Annotated in this window: 18 protein-coding genes; 11 read left to right on the top strand and 7 right to left on the bottom strand. The window is 64.6% G+C overall.

The features are described from left to right. The first annotated feature begins 97 nt into the window (after positions 1 to 97). A complete protein-coding gene (locus CKW35_RS16480) occupies positions 98 to 817 on the top strand; it encodes a 16S rRNA (uracil(1498)-N(3))-methyltransferase (RefSeq protein ID WP_023048334.1) in 720 nt (239 codons plus the stop codon). On the opposite strand, the gene CKW35_RS16475 is transcribed toward CKW35_RS16480, so the two are convergent. The 7 genes from CKW35_RS16475 to CKW35_RS16445 form a co-directional block, all read right to left on the bottom strand. Further along, complete coding sequence (locus tag CKW35_RS16475) at positions 818 to 1,435, bottom strand: hemolysin III family protein (RefSeq protein ID WP_070086476.1); 618 nt, start codon at positions 1,433 to 1,435, stop codon at positions 818 to 820. It abuts the gene before it with no gap. A 158-nt stretch (positions 1,436 to 1,593) separates the two neighbouring features. Next, positions 1,594 to 2,067 (bottom strand): chemotaxis protein CheW, encoded by a 474-nt coding sequence (locus CKW35_RS16470; protein ID WP_016489537.1) that lies wholly within the window; start codon positions 2,065 to 2,067, stop codon positions 1,594 to 1,596. Next, a complete protein-coding gene (locus CKW35_RS16465; protein WP_070086475.1) occupies positions 2,060 to 7,000 on the bottom strand; it encodes an Hpt domain-containing protein in 4,941 nt (1,646 codons plus the stop codon). The genes CKW35_RS16470 and CKW35_RS16465 overlap by 8 nt, the downstream gene beginning before the upstream one ends. 23 nt (positions 7,001 to 7,023) lie before the next feature. Then, positions 7,024 to 9,048 carry a methyl-accepting chemotaxis protein gene (locus tag CKW35_RS16460; RefSeq protein WP_224372594.1) on the bottom strand — a complete coding sequence of 675 codons (2,025 nt, stop codon included), beginning with the start codon at positions 9,046 to 9,048 and terminating at the stop codon, positions 7,024 to 7,026. Between the two features lie 47 nt (positions 9,049 to 9,095). Beyond that, complete coding sequence (locus tag CKW35_RS16455; RefSeq protein WP_016489540.1) at positions 9,096 to 9,650, bottom strand: chemotaxis protein CheW; 555 nt, start codon at positions 9,648 to 9,650, stop codon at positions 9,096 to 9,098. After that, the gene (gene pilH, locus CKW35_RS16450; protein ID WP_016489541.1) at positions 9,647 to 10,012 is read right to left on the bottom strand and encodes a twitching motility response regulator PilH; all 366 of its coding nucleotides are present in this window, start codon (positions 10,010 to 10,012) and stop codon (positions 9,647 to 9,649) included. The genes CKW35_RS16455 and pilH overlap by 4 nt, the downstream gene beginning before the upstream one ends. Positions 10,013 to 10,059: 47 nt before the next feature. After that, on the bottom strand, positions 10,060 to 10,461 hold the full coding sequence (locus CKW35_RS16445; RefSeq protein WP_016501972.1) for a PleD family two-component system response regulator: 402 nt from the start codon (positions 10,459 to 10,461) through the stop codon (positions 10,060 to 10,062). A 152-nt stretch (positions 10,462 to 10,613) separates the two neighbouring features. Here CKW35_RS16445 and gshB point away from each other — a divergent pair, with 152 nt between their 5' ends. The 10 genes from gshB to CKW35_RS16395 all read left to right on the top strand — a co-directional run bounded on the left by gshB (position 10,614) and on the right by CKW35_RS16395 (position 19,278). Further along, the gene (gene gshB, locus CKW35_RS16440) at positions 10,614 to 11,567 is read left to right on the top strand and encodes a glutathione synthase (RefSeq protein WP_060516883.1); all 954 of its coding nucleotides are present in this window, start codon (positions 10,614 to 10,616) and stop codon (positions 11,565 to 11,567) included. Between the two features lie 91 nt (positions 11,568 to 11,658). After that, the gene (locus CKW35_RS16435; protein WP_016489544.1) at positions 11,659 to 12,564 is read left to right on the top strand and encodes an energy transducer TonB; all 906 of its coding nucleotides are present in this window, start codon (positions 11,659 to 11,661) and stop codon (positions 12,562 to 12,564) included. Positions 12,565 to 12,701: 137 nt separating this feature from the next. Then, a complete protein-coding gene (locus CKW35_RS16430) occupies positions 12,702 to 13,271 on the top strand; it encodes a YqgE/AlgH family protein (RefSeq protein ID WP_016489545.1) in 570 nt (189 codons plus the stop codon). Beyond that, positions 13,271 to 13,696: a Holliday junction resolvase RuvX gene (gene ruvX / locus CKW35_RS16425; protein WP_016489546.1), complete on the top strand. Its 426-nt coding sequence runs from the start codon at positions 13,271 to 13,273 to the stop codon at positions 13,694 to 13,696. The genes CKW35_RS16430 and ruvX overlap by 1 nt, the downstream gene beginning before the upstream one ends. A gap of 49 nt (positions 13,697 to 13,745) precedes the next feature. Further along, positions 13,746 to 14,264: a bifunctional pyr operon transcriptional regulator/uracil phosphoribosyltransferase PyrR gene (gene pyrR / locus CKW35_RS16420; RefSeq protein ID WP_016489547.1), complete on the top strand. Its 519-nt coding sequence runs from the start codon at positions 13,746 to 13,748 to the stop codon at positions 14,262 to 14,264. A 12-nt stretch (positions 14,265 to 14,276) separates the two neighbouring features. Next, positions 14,277 to 15,281, top strand: a complete 1,005-nt coding sequence (locus tag CKW35_RS16415) for an aspartate carbamoyltransferase catalytic subunit (protein WP_008099987.1) — start codon at positions 14,277 to 14,279, stop codon at positions 15,279 to 15,281. Continuing rightward, on the top strand, positions 15,278 to 16,549 hold the full coding sequence (locus CKW35_RS16410; protein ID WP_016489548.1) for a dihydroorotase: 1,272 nt from the start codon (positions 15,278 to 15,280) through the stop codon (positions 16,547 to 16,549). The genes CKW35_RS16415 and CKW35_RS16410 overlap by 4 nt, the downstream gene beginning before the upstream one ends. Before the next feature lie 212 nt (positions 16,550 to 16,761). Further along, on the top strand, positions 16,762 to 17,292 hold the full coding sequence (hslV, locus tag CKW35_RS16405; RefSeq protein WP_003249309.1) for an ATP-dependent protease subunit HslV: 531 nt from the start codon (positions 16,762 to 16,764) through the stop codon (positions 17,290 to 17,292). 76 nt (positions 17,293 to 17,368) lie between these two features. Then, positions 17,369 to 18,712 (top strand): ATP-dependent protease ATPase subunit HslU, encoded by a 1,344-nt coding sequence (gene hslU / locus CKW35_RS16400; protein ID WP_016489549.1) that lies wholly within the window; start codon positions 17,369 to 17,371, stop codon positions 18,710 to 18,712. Positions 18,713 to 18,900: 188 nt separating this feature from the next. Continuing rightward, complete coding sequence (locus CKW35_RS16395; RefSeq protein ID WP_016489550.1) at positions 18,901 to 19,278, top strand: gamma-butyrobetaine hydroxylase-like domain-containing protein; 378 nt, start codon at positions 18,901 to 18,903, stop codon at positions 19,276 to 19,278. The last annotated feature ends 91 nt before the right edge of the window (positions 19,279 to 19,369 follow it).

Here is a 19,369-nt window from a genome sequence, read left to right as displayed (position 1 = left end):
ACAAGGGCGAAGCCCTTGCCAGGCACCGCAGCGCCTGATTCGCGGGCACGCCCGCTCCCACAGGGGATCTGTGTCTCTCTATTTACCGAGCAAACCCATGAGACTGTCCCGCTTCTTCATCGACGCCCCCCTGAGCCTTGGCGAGCACGACCTGCCTGAAGCCCAGGCCCACTACATCGGCCGCGTACTGCGCATGGCCCCCGGCGACGCCGTGCAGCTATTCGACGGCAGCGGCCAGGAATACCTCGGTCAGCTGCTTGAAGTGGGCAAGAAAACCGTACGCGTCAACCTTGACCGGGCCATTGCCGGCCAGGCCGATTCACCGCTGCACGTGCACCTCGGCCAAGGCCTGTCCCGCGGCGAGCGTATGGATTGGGCGATCCAGAAGGCCACCGAGCTGGGCGCCAATGCAATCACCCCGATCGTCAGCGAGCGCTGCGAAGTGCGCCTGAAAGACGAGCGCGCCGACAAGCGCCTGGCCCATTGGCGGCAAGTGGCAATCAGCGCCTGTGAACAATGCGGTCGTTCTACCTTGCCGGTCATCCACCCACCCGTGACCCTGGCCGAATGGCTGGGCAGCACCAAGGCGGACCTGAAACTGGTCCTGCACCCGGTGGCCGAGCCGCTTACCAGCCACGAAAAACCTGCGACCCTGGCGTTTCTGATCGGCCCCGAAGGCGGCCTGAGCGAGGCCGAAGTCGAGCAGGCCAAAGCGTCCGGCTTCCACGCCGCCCGCCTCGGCCCGCGCGTGCTGCGCACTGAAACTGCGCCCGTTGTGGCGCTGTCGGTGGCACAGCAACTGTGGGGCGACTTTTGACTAGAGCACGTAGAACGACACCGCCACGAAATGCAGCAGGCTGCCGGTAATCACGAACAGGTGCCAGATGCCGTGAGCGTGGCGCAAGCGGCTGTCGAGCGCGAAGAAGATGATGCCCACGGTGTAGAACACCCCGCCGGCGGCCAACCAGGCAAAGCCGGCGCTGCCCAGCGATTGCAGCAACGGTTTCACTGCCACCAGCACGATCCAGCCCATCACGGCATAAATGATGATCGACAGGATCCGCGCCTCGGAACGCGGCTTGATCTCTTGCAGCATACCGATCACCGCCAGCCCCCAGACCACGCCGAACAGGCTCCAGCCCCAGGGGCCGCGCAGGCTGACCAGGCAGAATGGCGTGTAACTGCCGGCGATCAGCAGGTAGATAGAAAGGTGATCGAGCTTGCGCATGATTACCTTGGCCCGCCCGCGGGTGCTGTGGTACAGGGTGGAAATGCTGTACAGCAACAGCAGGGTGCTGCCGTAGATGGAGAAACTGACGATCTTCCACGGGTCCCCTTGCAGGCCCGCGACCACGATCAGCCAGATGGCACCGATACAGGCCAGGACAGCACCGACCAGGTGGGTCCAGGCATTGAAGCGTTCACCGTAATACATGCAAACACAGACCTCTTCAGGTGGGCTGGGTTCCTGATGTGATGCTGATGGCCTCTTCGCGGGCATGCCCGCTCCCACAGGTAATGCACAGGACTCAAGGTCAGTGGTGTACCTGTGGGAGCGGGCTTGCCCGCGAAGAGGCCCGCACAAGCATCATCCTAGCCAAGGTCAGGTTGCAGATCCGCGTCACGCACCAGCCTTTCCAGTGCAACCAGGTCCGGCACCCGAGCCACCTGCTCGCCCACCTGCACCGCCGCCAGCTCCAGCCTGCCCAGCGCCACGTCCACGTAGTTCAGCTGGCTGTCGAGCTTGCACGAGCGCGGGATGTCTTGCAGCAACAGCGCCAGGTAGCGCAGGCCGGTATCACCCAGTGCGTTGAGCACGACTACCCGGGCCCGCTCACCGCACGGGGTTTCACCCCCACACGCCGCCTCGAAGCCGATCAGCGGCAGGCGCTGCTGCCGCCAGTCGATCCAGCCCAGGTGCCAGGCGGGGTCGCCAGGCTGGCACACCAGGTTGCGCTGCCCGCTCAACTCAGCCACCGCTACGTTGGGCAGCACCAGGGTGCGATCACCCAAAGGCAGCAACAGCCCGGTCAGGCTGCTGCGCTGGCCGGAAATCAGTTCAAGCATGGGGCTGGCTCCAATGGGCGATACTCTGCAACAGCAGCGACTCCTGGTACGGTTTGCCCAGGTATTCGTTGACGCCGATGGCCATGGCACGGTCGCGGTGCTTCTGCCCGGTGCGCGAGGTGATCATGATGATGGGCAGGTCTTTCAGCCGCTCGTCACGGCGAATGCGTGTGGCCACCTCGAAGCCGTCCATGCGCGGCATTTCGATGTCCAGCAGCAACACGTCGGGGCGGTGGTCTTCCAGCAGGGCCATGGCATCAACCCCGTCCTTGGCCGTCAGCACGCTCATGCCGTGGCGTTCCAGCAGGCGGCTGGTGACTTTGCGCACGGTCACCGAGTCATCCACCACCATCACCAGCAACGCACGCCGCGGCGCCGGGCCGAGCAGTTGGCGCTGGGCTTCGCCGCCGGGCAAACGTGCCAGGCGCCGCTGCTGGCCGCGCAGCTGGCCGAGCAGGTCGAGAATCAGCACGACCCGCCCGTCACCCAGCAATGTCGCCCCCGATAACCCGGCCACCGCAGCGAACTGTGGCCCCAGGCTCTTCACCACGATCTCGCGGCTGGGCGACAGGCTGTCGGCCTGGATGGCGAACGACTGCTCCTTGGAATGCACCAGCAGCACTGGCAACGGCACGCTCTGCCCCAGCAGCGCGGGGCGCGGCACACCTTGCAGCAACTCGCCCAGGTAACGCAGCTCGTATTCGTGGCCGCCGTAGACATAGCGCGGCGTGTCCAGCTGATAGCACGCTGCGAGCTCTGCCGGCGGCACGCGGACAATGCCCTCGATGGTATTGAGCGGGATGGCGTACTGCTCTTCGCCCAGGTGCACCATCAGCGCACGGTTGATCGATACGGTGAACGGCAGCCGGATCAAGAAGCGTGCACCCTTGCCCTGGGCCGACTCGATGCTCATCGAGCCACCGAGCTGCTTGACCTCCTCGTGCACCACGTCCATGCCCAGACCGCGCCCGGAAATCTGGGTGATCTTCTCGGCGGTGGAAAACCCCGGGCGCAGGATGAACTGCAGGATCTCGTGATCGCTCAAGTCTGCGTGCGGATCCAGCAGGCCGCGCTTGATGGCCTTGCGCCGTACCGCGTCGAGTGGCACACCGGCACCGTCGTCAGTCATTTCGATAACGATATCGGCACCTTCGTGCAGCAAATTCAGGTGGATGGTGCCCTGCTCCGGTTTGCCAGCGGCCAGCCGTGCTTCGCGGCTTTCCAGGCCATGGTCGACAGCGTTGCGCAGCATGTGCTCCAGCGGTGCGACCATGCGCTCGAGCACACTGCGGTCCAGTTCGCCCTCGGCGTTGCCGACCACCAGTTCCACCTGCTTGCCCAGTTCGCTGGCCACCTGCCGCACCACACGCTGCAGGCGTGGCACCAAGCGTTCGAAGGGCACCATCAAAGTGGCGGTCAGGCCTTCCTGCAACTGGCTGTTCACCCTGGCCTGCTGCTGCAGAAGGCTGTAGGCCTCCTGGGCGCGTTGGGCCAGGGTTTCCTTCAGGTCGAGCAAGTCCGAGGCAGACTCGAACAAGGCCCGCGACAATTGCTGCAACTGCGAATGGCGGTCCATTTCCAGGGGATCGAAGTCGTCGTAGGCATCGCCTTCGAACGGCTGCCGGCTGGAGATCCGCCCCTGGGTCTCGTTATCCAGGCGCAGCAACTGGTCGCGCATGCGCTCCAGGGTGGTTTCCATCTCGTTGAGGGCGAACTGCGCATCGTTGACCTGCTGCTCGATGCGCCCACGAATGATCGAGTGCTCGCCAGCCAGGTTGCCCAGGTCATCGAGCAACTCGGCATCAACCTTGACCATGTCGCCTGCGGCCCGCTCTGGCGCTGCCGCCGGCAACTCGCTGGCGGCTGCCTCGACAGGCCCTTGGCCGGCCGCACTGTCGGTCAGGGCCGCGCTGCTGAAGTTACGGATATAGTCGATCAGTGCCGTGGCCGCATGCAACGGCTGCCCCAGGCGTACGGCATCCAGCATGTGCGCCAGGCGATCATGGCAATTCTGCAACAGCGCGAACAGTGGCGGGCTCGGCGGCAAACGCCCGGCAGCCAGCAGCTCGTACAGAAATTCCAGTTCGTGTGCCAGGTCACCGATGGGGGCAATTTCAACCATGCGCGCCACACCCTTCAGGGTGTGCAGGTCGCGCATCAGGTTGTCCACCTCGACGCTGCTACGCGGGTCGGCCTGCCAGCGCGCCAGGGCGGCAGCGGCGCTCTCGACAATGTCCGAGCTTTCTTCGAGGAACACTTCCAGCAACTCTTCGCCTGGGCTTTCCGGCTCGTCTGGCAGTGGCTCACCCACCTCTGGCAGCGAAGGGTCATGCGACAGCCCCAAAGTACCGCTCAGGTCCATGTCCGGGTGCAGCGGTGTCACCTTGTCGATGCCCACCAGGCCGGTGGCATCCGGTGCCAATGCCTGGTCCAGCAGCGTGCGCAGGCCATCGACCAGTTCCGGGCGTGACACGATGTCCTGCCCCGCCGCTACTTCGTCGAGCATGTCCAGCAGTGCCTCATGGGCCCGCTGCGTGTGGGCGAAAAAACGTGCATCGGCTGGCAGGCTGCCCTCTTCCACGGCGCCATACAGATCGAGCAAGGCCTCGCACACGTCATCCATCTGCCACAAGTCGGCCAGGTGCGCGGCATGGCCCAGGCTGGTCATCTGGTCGAGCAGGGTATCCAGCGCGTCGCGCTGGCCGGGCTGTTGCTGCCAGCGCGACAACAACGACTCGGCATCAAGCAGAATGTCCATGGCCTGGGCCAGAAAACTGGCAACCAGCTGCGGGTCGCGCTTGCTACGCCGGGCATGCTGCGGGTCGTCATGCCCGCTGGCCAGGCGGCTATCGACTGCCTGGCCAACCGCTTCGATCAGCTCCGCGGCGCCAGGGATGGCGGCCAGTGGTGTACTGTCGAGTTGCGCCAGGCCCAGATGGAACAGCGAGCGCGCGGCTTCCAGCCATTCGATCTCGGCCATTTGCAGTGGCAACTGATGGCCCTTGTATTCACGGGCCAGGCGGTCGAAGGCGGTGGCCAGCTCAGCGATCGGCATCACCCCGGCCATGGCAGCACTGCCCTTGAGCGTGTGCAGGGCACGTTGCAGGCCATCGCTGACCGGCGTGTCGTGGCCGTCGGCGCCCTGCAGGAAATCATCAAGGCTGGCCAGGTGGCCCTGCGCCTCACTGCGGAAGATATCCAGCAACTGCGGCTCAAGGCCATCGATACTGGCCGCCGGTGCATCGTTTTCAGCCAGGGCATGCAGGTGCCCGGCCAGTTGTTCGATTTCGGTCAATTGCGGCAGCTGGCCGGTGGCAAAGTCCGCCAGCAGATCGGGCAAATGGACGAACACCTGTTGCAGGGCCACCACGCCTTCCGGGCTGAGCGCGCTGCGGCCCTCCAGCACCCGGTTCAGCAGGTGCTCGGCGCCCCAGGCAAGTTCGGCCACCGCCTCGGCATGCACCATGCGGCCACTGCCTTTGAGGGTATGCAGCGCACGGCGCACTTCCCCCAGCGCCCCGCGCTGCTGGTTATCGGCACGCCAGCGCAGCCAGTGGCGCTCGATTTCCGGCAGCAACTCGCCCGCTTCCTCGAGAAACACCTCGCGCAGTTCGTCATCGATGCCATCGCCATTGGCATCCAGGCCCGCTCGGGCATCCGCCTGCGCACAGTGCACACCCAACGCCGCCAGGCTGGCACACGCCATGTCGATGAACGGCTGGCCATCCGCCAGCGGGTCGGCCACCCGCCACTGCAGGTAGCATTCAGCGGCGCTGAGGGCCTCGGCCAGGTGGGTCAGCTCGTCGGCAGGCGGCTCCTCCTCCAGGTGCTGCAACCAACGCTGCACATAGCTTGCACAGCCGGCAAGCAGCTCGGCCACGGCGGGCAGCATCAACATGGCCAAGGCCCCGCGAACCTGCTGCAACAGCCCTGGCAAGGGCTGCAGGCGCTGCCGGGGCCAGTCGGACTCCACATAGTCACCGATCAGGTCCTTGGCCTGCTGCAACACGTTCAGCGATTCGTTCAGCACCAGCTGGCGTATCTCGGCCAGGTCCGAGCCTGGCAGGCCGGCCTGGCCGTTTTCCTCCAGTGGGCCGACCATGCCATTCAGGGAGGCTTCCACATACAATAAGGCGCCCGCTACATCCATCAACACCGCGTCGTCCACGGCTCGTTCGCCCTGAGCCAGGGCCTGCAGCGCCAACACCTGGTCGATGATCACCCGCCGTGGTTGCTGGAAGCCCAGTACAGCCAGCGTATCAGCCACATGGCGCAGCGGCGCCAGCAGGGCATCAAGCTGCTCGCTGTGCTGGCGGTCGCTGCGCACGAACTGGTCCAGGCGCTCCTTGATGCGCATAAGGTCGTCGCACAGTGCGGTCACCACCGAGCGCAGGGCATCGCGGCCCGGCCCGGCCTGCAACTGTTCGCGCCAGTTGCCCAGCGAGAGGTCAAGGTTGGCCAGGTCGTCAGAGCCGGCAAAGCGCTGCGCAGCACCGCTGATCAGGCTGGCCTGGGCCAGCGGCTCGATGCCACGGCAGGCGCGCAACTGGTTGAGCAGCGGCAGCATCACCAATGGCAGGTCGTGGCGGGCACCGCGCAAGCGCTCAAGGTATGAGGGCAACTGCTCCAGGCCCCGGAACAGCGCACCCAGGCAATCACCCCGTGGGCTCACCTGGCCGTCGGCCATGGCCTTGGCGAACAGCTCCAGTTCTTCGGCCAGACGCGTCGCACCTCGCAGCTCGAGCATGCGCAGGCAGCCATGCACTTGGTGCAGGTTGTCGACCACAAAGGCGAGTATCGACAGGTCGCCTGGCTCGCCGGCGAAACGCTCCAGCGCCTGACGCGCCTGGCCCAGGCAGTCGAGGATGGCAGCCTTGGTCCAGGCCAGCGCCACCGTGTCGTGGCGCTCGGGGCTTACAGCAACAGATGCCATTGTCACTTCCTCAACGCGGCGCTTCACTTGGGCTCGGCAGGTGGCGGCAGGGTGAAGCCGGACACCGAACGGCGCATCTCGCTGGCCATGCGGGCCAGGTGGCGGATGCTGTCGGCAGTGGCCCCGGAGCCGGCGGAGGTCTGCGCGGTAATCTGCTGGATGACCGCCATGGTGTGTGAGATCTGCCCGGCCGACGAGGTCTGCAACTGGGCAGCGTCGGAGATGCTGTGAATCAGGTCGGCCAGGTTCTGCGATACGCCTTCGATTTCGGCCAGCGCCACGCCGGCATCCTGGGCCAGGCGGGCGCCGCGCACCACTTCGGCGGTGGTCTGCTCCATGGAGATGACGGCCTCGTTGGTGTCGGCCTGGATGGTGCGCACCAGCGCCTCTATCTGGCGGGTAGCCGATGACGAGCGTTCGGCCAGGCGCTGCACCTCGTCGGCGACCACGGCAAACCCACGGCCGGCCTCACCGGCCAGCGAAGCCTGGATCGCCGCGTTAAGGGCAAGGATGTTGGTCTGGTCGGCAATATCGTCGATCAGGCTGACAATGTCGCCGATTTCCTGAGAAGACTCACCCAGGCGCTTGATCCGCTTGGCGGTGTCCTGGATCTGCTCGCGAATGTTGTCCATGCCATTGATGGTGTTGTGCACCACCTCGTTACCCTTGTTGGCGATGGCCACCGAGCGTTCGGCCACCTTGGCCGATTCGTAGGCATGCGCGGATACCCGGTCGATCGACTCGACCATGTCGCCGACGGCTTCAGAGGCCTCGCTGATCTGCTCGGCCTGGTGCTCGGAGGCCTTGGCCAGCTGGCGAGCGGTGTTTTGCGTGTCCTGCACGGCTGCGGCCACCTGCACGGCGCTGTGGTTGATGGTGGCCACAAGGTCGCGCAGCTGGTCTACGGAATAGTTGATCGAGTCGGCAATGGCGCCGGTAAAGTCTTCGGTTACCGATACGGTCACGGTCAGGTCGCCATCGGCCAGCTCTTCAATTTCGTCGAGCAGGCGCATGATCGCCTGCTGGTTGCGTTCGTTCTTTTCCGCCGTTTCGCGCAGCTGGCGGTTGGTGGTGCGCACCATGACCAGGCCGATGAGAATGATCGAGGCCAGCGCCAGCACGCCCAGGGCATAGCCGCCCACAGTATCGAGGGTGCGCCCGCCGGCCAGGTTCTCGAAACCGTTGGCCAGGTGCGACGCTTCGTCGAGCAGGGTTTGCGACAGGCTGAAGATGTTGCCGGCAGCTTCGCGCACGCGGAACAGTTCGGGCGAGGTTTCGAGGATTTCATCCACAGAACCGGCGACGAACTGGAACAGCTCGGCGATTTCCGCCAGCCGCGCGCGGGCGTCGGCGTCTTCGACGCGGGTTATCTGGATTGCCGCGTTGCCGCTGAGCATGCCCTCCAGCACCTGGCCAAAGCGGCCGGCATCACGGCCAAAAGCGTCGGCCGCCTGGGCTGCGGCATCGTCACCGGCCAGCACAGTGTTGACCGAACCGAGGATGCGCTCGGCCAGCAACAACTGGCGCTGGGCCACCGCCACCTGGTTGGCCGGGGCGCCGCTTTGCAGCAGGATCTCAACCACCTTCTCGTATTCCACCTGCAACTGCGGCACGGTTTCGGCCAGCGTCGCCGCCACCTGGTGCAGCGACAGCACGGTCTGCTCGCTGGCCAGGATGGTGTCGGTGTTCTTGCGCAGGTTTTCCCAGTCGCGGCGTACCGATTCCATCTCGTCACGCACCGTGGGCGGCGCGGGCGGCAGCCCGGTGGACTTGTCACCCTGGCGCAGGTAGCCCCAGCGCCGCTCAAAATCGTTGCGCGCATCCGACAGCAGCTTGAATGCAAGGGCCTTGCCGGTGGCGGCTTCAGTGGCGTTCTTGGCGATGCGTTGCGACAGCACCCGCAGTTCCCCGGCATGGCCGATGTACTGCTTGTCGTAATTGGATTGGGTGTTCAGGTACGCGAAGTTGGCGAACAACAGGATGATCGACAGGATCAGGATCAAAAACAGCACAGTGATCTGCGCGATGCTGCGGGTACGCGGGCTCACGGTGGTCGCGGTAACGGAGGTGGCAGGCTTGTTCACGTTCGCAGGTCCTATAACGCCACATCGAGAAAGCCCGGCGCCTGGGCCAGGGCGAAGGGGCTGAAGATCGCCCAATTGCGTTCACGCGGGAAATGCCCCTGCACAAAACGAGCAGCGGCGCGCAGCAGTGGCTGCGGCGGCGACAGCTGCAGGCTGTCCAGGTCAAAGTGCTGCAAGCCCAGTACCTCGTCCACCAGCAGGCCGACGAACAGGGCCTCGTGGTCCAGCACCAGTACCCGCCGCTGCTTGCCCGGGGCGGCGTGGCCCAGGCCGAAGAAGCTGCTCAGGTCCATCACCGGCAACAACCGGCCACGCAGGTTGGCTACCCCGCACACCCATGGCTGCACACCGGGGACGCGGCTGCTGCGCGGTTCACGCAGCACCTCGGCCACCTCGCCCATGGGCGCGACAAACCACTGCCCGGCAATGCGAAAACCGATACCGCTCCACTGTTGCAGGCGGTTGTCTTGCGGCGGTTGGTCGGCAACCAGCAGGCGGCAGCGCCGGTCAATGTCCAGCAACAGCTCGAAGGCGGTCAGCGACGCGCCTTGCGGGCGGGTGGTCAAGCGCCCAGCACTTCTTTGAGCTTGGCGATCAGGTCGTCTTCTTCCACGGGCTTGGTCACGAAACCCCTCGCACCCTGGCGTTTTGCCCAGATGCGATCGGTTTCCTGGTCTTTGGTGGTAACGACCAATACTGGAATGGCGCTGGTCTCGGGGTCCTTGCTCAATTGCCGGGTCGCCTGAAAGCCGTTGAGAACAGGCATGACGATATCCATCAACACTGCATCGGGCTTTGCCTGACGCGCCAGCGCCACGCCATCGGCACCGTTGCTGGCTTTGAGCACCTCATGACCGTGCTTTTCAAGCCATCCGGCCAATTTGTACATCTCTGTCGGCGAGTCGTCGACAATCAGAACTCGGGCCATGCTGTTTCCCCATCAGGAAAGTAAGGCCGTGCCATGGCGGGGCGCGGTCAGGGTGCGTGTTGTGGAGGCGCGGTAAACCCGGGCACGTGGGCGCGGATCGCGTCGAGCAGCTCTTCCTTGCTGAACGGTTTGGTCAGGAACTGATCAGAGCCGACCACCCGGCCGCGGGCCTTGTCGAACAGGCCATCGCGCGACGACAGCAGGATCACCGGGGTGTCCTTGAAAGCACTGTTGTGCTTGATCACGGCGCAGGTCTGGTAGCCGTCCAGGCGCGGCATCAGCACATCAACGAAGATGATGCTGGGCTGGTGGTCGACGATCTTGGCCAGGGCATCGAAGCCATCGCTGGCGGTGATCACCTCGCAGCCCGCTTCACCGAGCAACATCTGGGCGGTGCGGCGGATCGTGCGCGAATCGTCGATCACCATCACCTTCAGGGGTTGTTCCATAGACGCCTACCAATGGAAATTAGCTGCACTTTTAGCATACTCCGGGTGGCCATTCCATCTGCGCCGCCCCTTGACCGGCGGCGTTCGCGGCGCCACCCTGAGCCACTTTTCTTTCGCCATCGCGGCCACCTGCCGCCAAGAGGAACCACCCCATGAGCGTTCGCCTCGGCATTGTCATGGACCCCATCGCGTCCATCTCCTACAAGAAGGACAGTTCGCTGGCCATGCTGCTGGCCGCCCAGGCACGCGGCTGGAGCCTGTTCTACATGGAACAGCAAGACCTGTACCAGGGCGAAAGCAAGGCCCGCGCCCGCATGCGCCCGCTGAAGGTGTTTGCCGACCCGGCGCACTGGTTCGAGCTGGGCGAGGAGCAGGACAGCCCGCTGGCCGAGCTGGACGTGATCCTGATGCGCAAGGACCCGCCCTTCGACATGGAGTTCGTCTACAGCACCTACCTGCTGGAGCAGGCCGAGAATGAAGGGGTGCTGGTGGTCAACCGCCCGCAGAGCCTGCGCGACTGCAACGAAAAAATGTTCGCCACGCTGTTCCCGCAGTGCACCACCCCAACCCTGGTCAGCCGCCGCCCGGACATCATTCGCGAATTCGCGGCCAAGCATGTTGACGTGATCCTCAAGCCACTGGATGGCATGGGCGGCACGTCGATCTTCCGCCACCGGGCTGGCGACCCCAACCTGTCGGTGATCCTGGAAACCCTGACCGCGCTGGGCACCCAGCAGATCATGGCCCAGGCCTACCTGCCGGCGATCAAGGACGGCGACAAACGCATCCTGATGATTGATGGCGAGCCGGTGGACTACTGCCTGGCGCGTATTCCGGCCAGCGGCGAAACCCGTGGCAACCTGGCCGCTGGCGGGCGTGGCGAAGCGCGCCCGCTGACCGAGCGCGACCGCTGGATTGCCGCCCAGGTCGGCCCGACCCTGCGCGAGAAGGGCCTGTTGTTCGTGGGCCTGGACGTGATCGGCGACTACCTCACCGAAATCAACGTCACCAGCCCCACCTGCATCCGCGAGATCGATGCTGCCTACAACACCGATATCGGTGGCAAATTGATGGATGCCATTGATCGCAAGCTCAAGGCGCGCTGACAGCCAACGCGAAGCTAAACCGCAGAGTGGGGTATGATGCCGGTCCTAATCGACTGAGCTGCTGCCCCGCCCTGCAGTTGCTGGATACCTGATGACGCTGCCCGCTGACATCCCCTCCGACCTGCTGCCGCCCCGTGTTCGCCCGGTGGACCGGCTCGGCTTTACCCTGTTCCTGGCTGCCCTGGTGCACCTGGCGCTGATTCTTGGCGTCGGCTTCACCGTGGTCAAACCTGCCGAAATCCGCCACACCATGGACATCACCCTGGCCACCTTCAAGAGCGAGAAAGCGCCCGAGAAGGCCGATTTCCAGGCTCAGGAAAACCAGCAGGGCAGCGGCACGCTGGACAAGAAAGCGGTGCCCACCACCACCGAACTGGCGCCGTTCCAGGACAGCAAGATCAACAAGATCACCCCGCCACCCGCCGCCAGGCCCGAGGTGGTACCCCCCCCTACCCCACAAAAGTCGGCGGTAGTAACGACTGCGCCCAAGCCGCAGAAGGTCGAACCCAAGCCCAAGGAAAGCAAGGCACAGCCCAAGCCGGCGGCGCCCGCGCCAGACTTCGACAGCTCCCAGCTGTCCAGCCAGATCGCCAGCCTGGAGGCGGAGCTGTCCAACGAACAGCAGATGTACGCCAAGCGCCCGCGCATCCACCGCCTGAACGCCGCCTCGACCATGCGCGACAAGGGCGCCTGGTACAAGGAAGAGTGGCGCAAGAAGGTCGAACGGGTGGGCAACCTGAACTACCCCGACGAAGCACGTCGGCAACAGATCTACGGCAACTTGCGCATGATGGTGTCGATCAACCGCGATGGATCGCTGTACGAAGTGCTGGTACTGGAATCGTCCGGGCAGCAGGTGCTGGACCAGGCAGCGCAACGCATCGTGCGGCTGGCAGCGCCGTTTGCACCGTTCACCGGGGATTTGGCCGAGTTTGACCGGCTGGAGATCATCCGCACCTGGCGCTTTGCCCGGGGGGACCGTTTGTCCAGCAACTGACTCAGGGCCTCGGTGTAGGGCTTGCTATATGCGGTGGCGCTCGATCTCATAAGCGCCAAAAACCTCAAGACAGCCGCCAACCAAGCGACACAAATCCGCACCTTGTCAGCCTCGCCGCCTGGCGCCACACTATCCCCATGAAAACCCTCGCCCCGAGCTATCTCAAGCACCAGTTCCTGATCGCCATGCCGCACATGGCCGATCCGAACTTCGCCCAGACCCTCACGTACATTGTCGAGCACAATGAACATGGCGCCATGGGCCTGGTGGTCAACCGGCCGCAGGAACTGAGCCTGGCCGACATCCTCGAGCAGCTGCGCCCGGACGAAACGCCGCCGGCCAGCACCCTGCAGGTGCCGATCTACCAGGGCGGCCCGGTGCAGACCGATCGCGGCTTCGTGCTGCACAGCAGCGAATGCAGCTTCCAGGCCACCGTGGCCCTGGAAGGGCTGTCACTGAGCACATCGCAGGATGTGTTGCTTGCGATTGCCGCAGGGGTAGGCCCGAAACAGAGCCTGATCACACTGGGTTATGCCGGCTGGGAGGCGGGCCAGCTGGAAGCGGAACTGGCCGATAACGCCTGGCTCAACTGCCCGTTCGACGCGCAAATCATCTTTGACCGGGCCAGCGACCTGCGCCTTGAAGCAGCGGCCGCCAGCCTGGGGATCAACCTGCACTTGCTGACCAGCCAGGCGGGCCACGCCTGATGGCCGAACTACGCCTCTTGCTGGGTTTCGACTACGGCAGCAAACAGATTGGCGTGGCCGTCGGCCAGGTGATCACCGGGCAGGCACGCGAGCTGTGCACCCTGAAGGCGCAGAACGGCGTGCCGGACTGGGCTCAGGTGGAAAAGCTCATCAATGAGTGGAAACCCGATGCCATTGTCGTCGGCCTGCCGTTGAACATGGACGGCACACCCAGCGAAATGAGCGCCCGCGCCGAGAAGTTCGCCCGCCGCCTTAACGGCCGTTTCAACCTGCCTGTTCATACCCACGACGAACGCCTGACCACCTTCGAAGCCAAAGGCGAACGCATGGCCCGTGGCGGCCAGCGCGGCAGCTACCGCGACAACCCGGTCGATGCAATCGCCGCCGCCCTGTTGCTGCAAGGCTGGCTGGAGGCCAATACCTGATCATCTTTGCCGCCGGGCCCGCCCGGCGCACCCTTCCGAGGAGCCCGCAATGAGCCTACCCAATCCCGCCGACCTGATTCGGCAGATGGCTGTCGACCTTCGTGCCCACCTGGCGCGCCGGGCAATCACCGAGCCCCGTTATATCGGTATCCGCACCGGCGGTGTCTGGGTTGCCCAGGCCCTGCAGGAAGCCATGGGCGACAGCAGCCCCATGGGCACCCTGGACGTCTCGTTCTACCGCGACGACTTCAGCCAGAACGGCCTGCACCCACAAGTGCGCCCGTCCGAGCTGCCGTTCGAGGTCGAGGGCCAGCACCTGGTGCTGGTGGATGATGTACTGATGAGCGGTCGCACCATCCGCGCGGCGCTCAACGAACTGTTCGATTACGGCCGCCCGGCCAGCGTCACCCTGGTCTGCCTGCTGGACCTGGACGCCGGCGAATTGCCGATCCGTCCGAATGTGCTCGGTGCCACCCTGTCGCTGGCCGCCCATGAACGGGTAAAATTGACCGGACCCGCACCGCTCGCCCTCGAGCGCCAGGACCTCGCCTCCGCTTCCGCCCTTTAAGAGTCCCCCGCGATGACGCCAATCGACGCCAAGCGCCCGCTGCAGCTCAATGATCAGGGCCAGCTGCGCCACTTCCTCTCGCTTGACGGTTTGCCCCGCGAACTGCTCACCGAGATCCTCGACACCGCCGACTCCTTCCTGGAAGTCGGTGCCCGGGCCGTGAAGAAAGTCCCGTTGCTGCGCGGCAAGACCGTTTGCAACGTGTTCTTCGAGAACTCGACCCGCACCCGCACCACCTTCGAACTGGCAGCCCAGCGCCTGTCGGCCGACGTGATCAGCCTGAACGTGTCGACCTCCTCGACCAGCAAGGGCGAGACACTGTTCGACACCCTGCGCAACCTCGAGGCCATGGCGGCCGACATGTTCGTGGTGCGCCATTCCGACTCCGGCGCCGCGCACTTCATCGCCGAGCACGTGTGCCCGGATGTCGCCGTGATCAATGGCGGTGATGGCCGCCACGCGCACCCGACCCAGGGCATGCTCGACATGCTGACCATTCGCCGCCACAAGGGCAGCTTCGAGAACCTCTCGGTGGCCATCGTCGGCGACATTCTGCACTCGCGCGTGGCGCGCTCCGACATGCTGGCGCTCAAAGCGCTGGGTTGCCCGGACATCCGCGTGATCGGCCCGAAAACCCTGATCCCGATCGGCATCGAACAGTACGGCGTGAAGGTCTACACCGACTTGGCCGAAGGCCTGAAGGATGTCGACGTGGTGATCATGCTGCGCCTGCAGCGTGAGCGCATGGCCGGCGGCCTGCTGCCCAGCGAAGGCGAGTTCTACCGCCTGTTCGGCCTGACCACCGCGCGCCTGGCCGGGGCCAAGCCTGATGCCATCGTCATGCACCCGGGCCCGATCAACCGGGGCGTGGAAATCGAATCAGCGGTGGCCGACGGCAAACACTCGGTGATCCTCAACCAGGTCACCTACGGCATCGCCGTGCGCATGGCCGTGCTGTCCATGGCCATGAGCGGGCAGAACGCACAACGTCAATTCGACCAGGAGAACGCCCAGTGACCATCAGCATTCTTGGCGCCCGGGTCATCGATCCCACGACCGGCCTGGATCAGGTGACCGACCTGCACCTGGACGGTGGCCGCATTGCCGCCATTGGCGCCGCACCGGCCGGTTTCAGCGCCAGCCGTACGATACAGGCCGATGGCCTGGTCGCCGCACCGGGCCTGGTTGACCTGGGCGTGTCCCTGCGTGAGCCGGGTTACAGCCGCAAAGGCAACATCGCCAGCGAAACCCGCGCCGCCGTTGCCGGCGGTGTCACCAGCCTGTGCTGCCCGCCGCAGACCAAGCCGGTGCTGGACACCTCGGCGGTGGCCGAACTGATCCTGGACCGTGCCCGTGAGGCCGCCAACAGCAAGGTGTACCCGATTGGCGCCCTGACCAAAGGTCTTGAAGGCGAGCAACTGGCCGAGCTGGTGGCCCTGCGCGATACCGGTTGCGTGGCCTTCGGCAACGGCCTGAAACAAATCCCCAACAACCGGACCCTGGCCCGCGCCCTGGAGTACGCCGCCACCTTCGACCTGACCGTGGTGTTCCACTCCCAGGACCGTGACCTGGCCCAAGGCGGCCTGGCCCATGAAGGTGCCATGGCCAGTTTCCTCGGCCTGCCGGGCATCCCGGAAACCGCAGAAACCGTGGCCCTGGCGCGCAACCTGCTGCTGGTGGAACAGACCGGTGTGCGTGCGCACTTCAGCCAGATCACCAGCGCCCGTGGTGCACAGCTGATTGCCCAGGCGCAGGAGCTCGGCCTGCCGGTGACCGCCGATGTGGCGCTGTACCAGCTGATACTCACCGATGAGTCGCTGCGCGAGTTTTCCAGCCTGTACCACGTGCAGCCACCGCTGCGCACTGCCAAAGACCGGGATGGCCTGCGCGCCGCAGTCAAATCGGGCGTGATCCAGGCGATTTCCAGCCATCACCAGCCGCACGAGCGCGACGCCAAGCTGGCACCGTTCGGTGCCACCGAGCCGGGTATCAGCAGCGTCGAGCTGTTGCTGCCACTGGCCATGACCCTGGTGCAGGACGGCCTGCTCGACCTGCCAACTTTGCTGGCCCGCCTAAGCAGCGGCCCGGCAGCCGCCCTGCGCCTGCCGGCGGGCGAGCTGAAGGTGGGTGGCGCAGCTGACCTGGTGCTGTTCGACCCACAAGCCTCGACAGTGGCTGGCGAGCAGTGGTTGTCGCGGGGCGAGAACTGCCCGTTCATCGGCCACTGCCTGCCGGGTGCGGTGCGTTATACCTTGGTCGATGGCCACATCTGCCACGAGGCCTGAGTAACCCTCACAGGCCCCATCGCCGGCAAGCCAGCTCCCAAAGGAAATCACTGCCCTCAAGCCCTGTGATGACCTGTGGGAGCTGGCTTGCCGGCGATGAGGCCTGTGCTGGAGAGCATTAACCATTCATCCCCCCCGGTTGAAATCTTTCACCCCACCCCCATATGAGTCTGCATCAGGCACTTTCGCCCCGCTGCGTGGAGACTCTCCCCTTGACCACCATCGTTTCTGTCCGCCGTAACGGCAAAGTCGTCATGGGCGGCGACGGCCAGGTTTCCCTCGGCAATACCGTGATGAAAGGCAACGCCAAGAAAGTGCGCCGCCTGTACCACGGCCAGGTCATCGCCGGCTTCGCCGGTGCCACTGCCGATGCGTTCACCCTGTTCGAGCGCTTCGAAGGCCAGCTGGAGAAACACCAGGGCCACCTGGTCCGCGCTGCCGTCGAACTGGCCAAGGAATGGCGTACCGACCGCTCCCTGAGCCGCCTGGAAGCCATGCTGGCCGTGGCCAACAAGGATGCCTCCCTGATCATCACCGGTAACGGTGACGTGGTCGAACCCGAAGATGGCCTGATCGCCATGGGTTCCGGCGGCGCCTATGCCCAGGCCGCAGCCCGCGCCCTGCTGAACAAGACCGACCTCTCGGCCCGTGAAATCGCTGAAACCGCCCTGAACATCGCCGGCGACATCTGCGTGTTCACCAACCACAACCTGACCATCGAGGAGCAGGACCTGGCCGACTGATTCAGCTGCTCTGGCGCCTCTTCCCGGTGAAGGGGCTTTTCCACGCTGACTCATCTGCCCAAGGACCCTATTGATCATGTCCATGACCCCCCGCGAGATCGTCCACGAACTCAACCGCCACATCATCGGCCAGGACGACGCCAAGCGCGCCGTGGCCATTGCCCTGCGCAACCGCTGGCGCCGAATGCAGCTGCCTGTCGAGCTGCGTGCCGAAGTGACCCCCAAGAACATCCTGATGATCGGCCCTACCGGTGTCGGCAAGACCGAAATCGCCCGTCGTCTGGCCAAGCTGGCCAACGCACCATTCCTCAAGGTCGAAGCCACCAAGTTCACTGAAGTGGGCTACGTGGGCCGCGACGTCGAGTCGATCATCCGTGACTTGGCCGACGCCGCGCTGAAGATGCTGCGCGAGCAGGAAATCATCCGCGTGCGCCACCGCGCCGAAGACGCCGCCGAAGACCGTATCCTCGATGCCCTGCTGCCGCAGGCGCGGGTGACCAGCTTCAGCGAGGAAGCCGCGCAGACCAGCAGCGATTCCAACACCCGCCAGCTGTTCCGCAAACGCCTGCGTGAAGGCCAGCTGGACGACAAGGAAATCGAAATCGAAGTGGCCGATGCCGTGGGCGTCGAAATTGCCGCGCCGCCCGGCATGGAAGAAATGACCAATCAGCTGCAGAGCCTGTTTGCCAACATGGGCAAAGGCAAGCGCAAGGCGCGCAAGCTGAAGGTGAAAGAGGCGCTGAAGATGGTTCGCGATGAAGAAGCGAGCCGCCTGGTCAATGAGGAAGAGCTCAAGGCCAAGGCCCTGGAAGCAGTCGAGCAGCACGGTATCGTGTTCATCGACGAAATCGACAAGGTTGCCAAACGCGGCAATGTTGGCGGCGCCGATGTGTCCCGTGAAGGCGTACAGCGCGACCTGCTGCCGCTGATCGAAGGCTGCACCGTCAACACCAAGCTGGGCATGGTCAAGACCGACCATATCCTGTTCATTGCCTCGGGTGCGTTCCACCTGAGCAAGCCGAGCGACCTGGTGCCCGAGCTGCAAGGCCGCCTGCCGATCCGTGTCGAACTCAAGGCACTGACCCCGGAAGACTTCGAGCGCATCCTGCAAGAGCCGCACGCTTCGCTGACCGAGCAGTACCAGGCCCTGTTGAAAACCGAAGGCCTGAACATCGAGTTCATCGCCGACGGCATCAAGCGCCTGGCCGAGATTGCCTACCAGGTCAACGAAAAGACCGAAAACATCGGTGCCCGTCGCCTGCACACACTGCTTGAGCGTTTGCTCGAAGAAGTGTCGTTCAGCGCCGGCGACCTGGCCAGCGCACATGACGAAACGCCGATCCAGATCGACGCTGCGTATGTGAACAGCCACCTGGGTGAACTGGCGCAGAACGAAGACCTGTCGCGTTACATTCTGTAAGACCGCAGGGGGCCGCTGTGCGGCCCAATCGCCAGCAAGCCAGCCCCCACAGGATTATCACAATCCTGAATGCTGTGGAGTACCTGTGGGCGCTGGCTTGCCGGCGACTGGGCTGCAAAGCAGCCCCCTTGCACAATCCCCAGAATGTCCCGAAGCTGTGCATCATCAGCTCCCGAGAGATTCTGCCCATGGCCCGCCTGCCCACTGCCATCAACCTGCACAAAGCCTCGAAAACCCTCACCCTCACCTACGCCCCCGGCGAGGTCTACCACCTGCCCGCCGAACTCCTGCGCGTGCACTCCCCCTCCGCCGAGGTCCAGGGCCACGGCAACCCCATCCTGCAGTTCGGCAAGATCAACGTCGGCTTGGTCGGCCTGGAGCCTGCCGGCCAATATGCACTGAAACTGACCTTCGACGACGGCCATGACAGCGGCCTGTTCACCTGGGAATACCTGGAACAGCTGTGTCTGCGCCAGGAACAGCTGTGGGCCGAATACCTCGACGAGCTGCACAAGGCCGGAAAATCCCGCGACCCGGCCGAATCGGTGGTCAAACTCATGCTCTAGCGCAAGGTCTTCAGGGTTTAGAGCGCATTTTCTAAATTCATCTGTTTGAATGACTTACAGACAGGCCAGTGAAGGGCTGTCTTGCGCATTA

Source organism: Pseudomonas sp. Irchel 3F3, assembly GCF_900187545.1.
Taxonomy (GTDB): Bacteria; Pseudomonadota; Gammaproteobacteria; order Pseudomonadales; family Pseudomonadaceae; genus Aquipseudomonas; species Aquipseudomonas fortuita.
This window is presented reverse-complemented; position numbering and strand designations above follow the sequence as displayed.

What these genes read in the sequence shown, in the direction of transcription:
- CKW35_RS16480 (WP_023048334.1), top strand. Translation starts at nt 98, where the DNA reads ATGAGACTGTCCCGCTTCTTCATCGACGCCCCCCTGAGCCTTGGCGAG.
- CKW35_RS16430 (WP_016489545.1), top strand. Translation starts at nt 12,702, where the DNA reads ATGAAAACCCTCGCCCCGAGCTATCTCAAGCACCAGTTCCTGATCGCC.
- ruvX (WP_016489546.1), top strand. Translation starts at nt 13,271, where the DNA reads ATGGCCGAACTACGCCTCTTGCTGGGTTTCGACTACGGCAGCAAACAG.
- pyrR (WP_016489547.1), top strand. Translation starts at nt 13,746, where the DNA reads ATGAGCCTACCCAATCCCGCCGACCTGATTCGGCAGATGGCTGTCGAC.
- CKW35_RS16395 (WP_016489550.1), top strand. Translation starts at nt 18,901, where the DNA reads ATGGCCCGCCTGCCCACTGCCATCAACCTGCACAAAGCCTCGAAAACC.
- CKW35_RS16435 (WP_016489544.1), top strand. Translation starts at nt 11,659, where the DNA reads ATGACGCTGCCCGCTGACATCCCCTCCGACCTGCTGCCGCCCCGTGTT.
- CKW35_RS16445 (WP_016501972.1), bottom strand. Translation starts at nt 10,461, where the DNA reads ATGGAACAACCCCTGAAGGTGATGGTGATCGACGATTCGCGCACGATC.
- gshB (WP_060516883.1), top strand. Translation starts at nt 10,614, where the DNA reads ATGAGCGTTCGCCTCGGCATTGTCATGGACCCCATCGCGTCCATCTCC.
- CKW35_RS16465 (WP_070086475.1), bottom strand. Translation starts at nt 7,000, where the DNA reads ATGGCATCTGTTGCTGTAAGCCCCGAGCGCCACGACACGGTGGCGCTG.
- CKW35_RS16470 (WP_016489537.1), bottom strand. Translation starts at nt 2,067, where the DNA reads ATGCTTGAACTGATTTCCGGCCAGCGCAGCAGCCTGACCGGGCTGTTG.
- pilH (WP_016489541.1), bottom strand. Translation starts at nt 10,012, where the DNA reads ATGGCCCGAGTTCTGATTGTCGACGACTCGCCGACAGAGATGTACAAA.
- CKW35_RS16475 (WP_070086476.1), bottom strand. Translation starts at nt 1,435, where the DNA reads ATGTATTACGGTGAACGCTTCAATGCCTGGACCCACCTGGTCGGTGCT.
- CKW35_RS16415 (WP_008099987.1), top strand. Translation starts at nt 14,277, where the DNA reads ATGACGCCAATCGACGCCAAGCGCCCGCTGCAGCTCAATGATCAGGGC.
- hslU (WP_016489549.1), top strand. Translation starts at nt 17,369, where the DNA reads ATGTCCATGACCCCCCGCGAGATCGTCCACGAACTCAACCGCCACATC.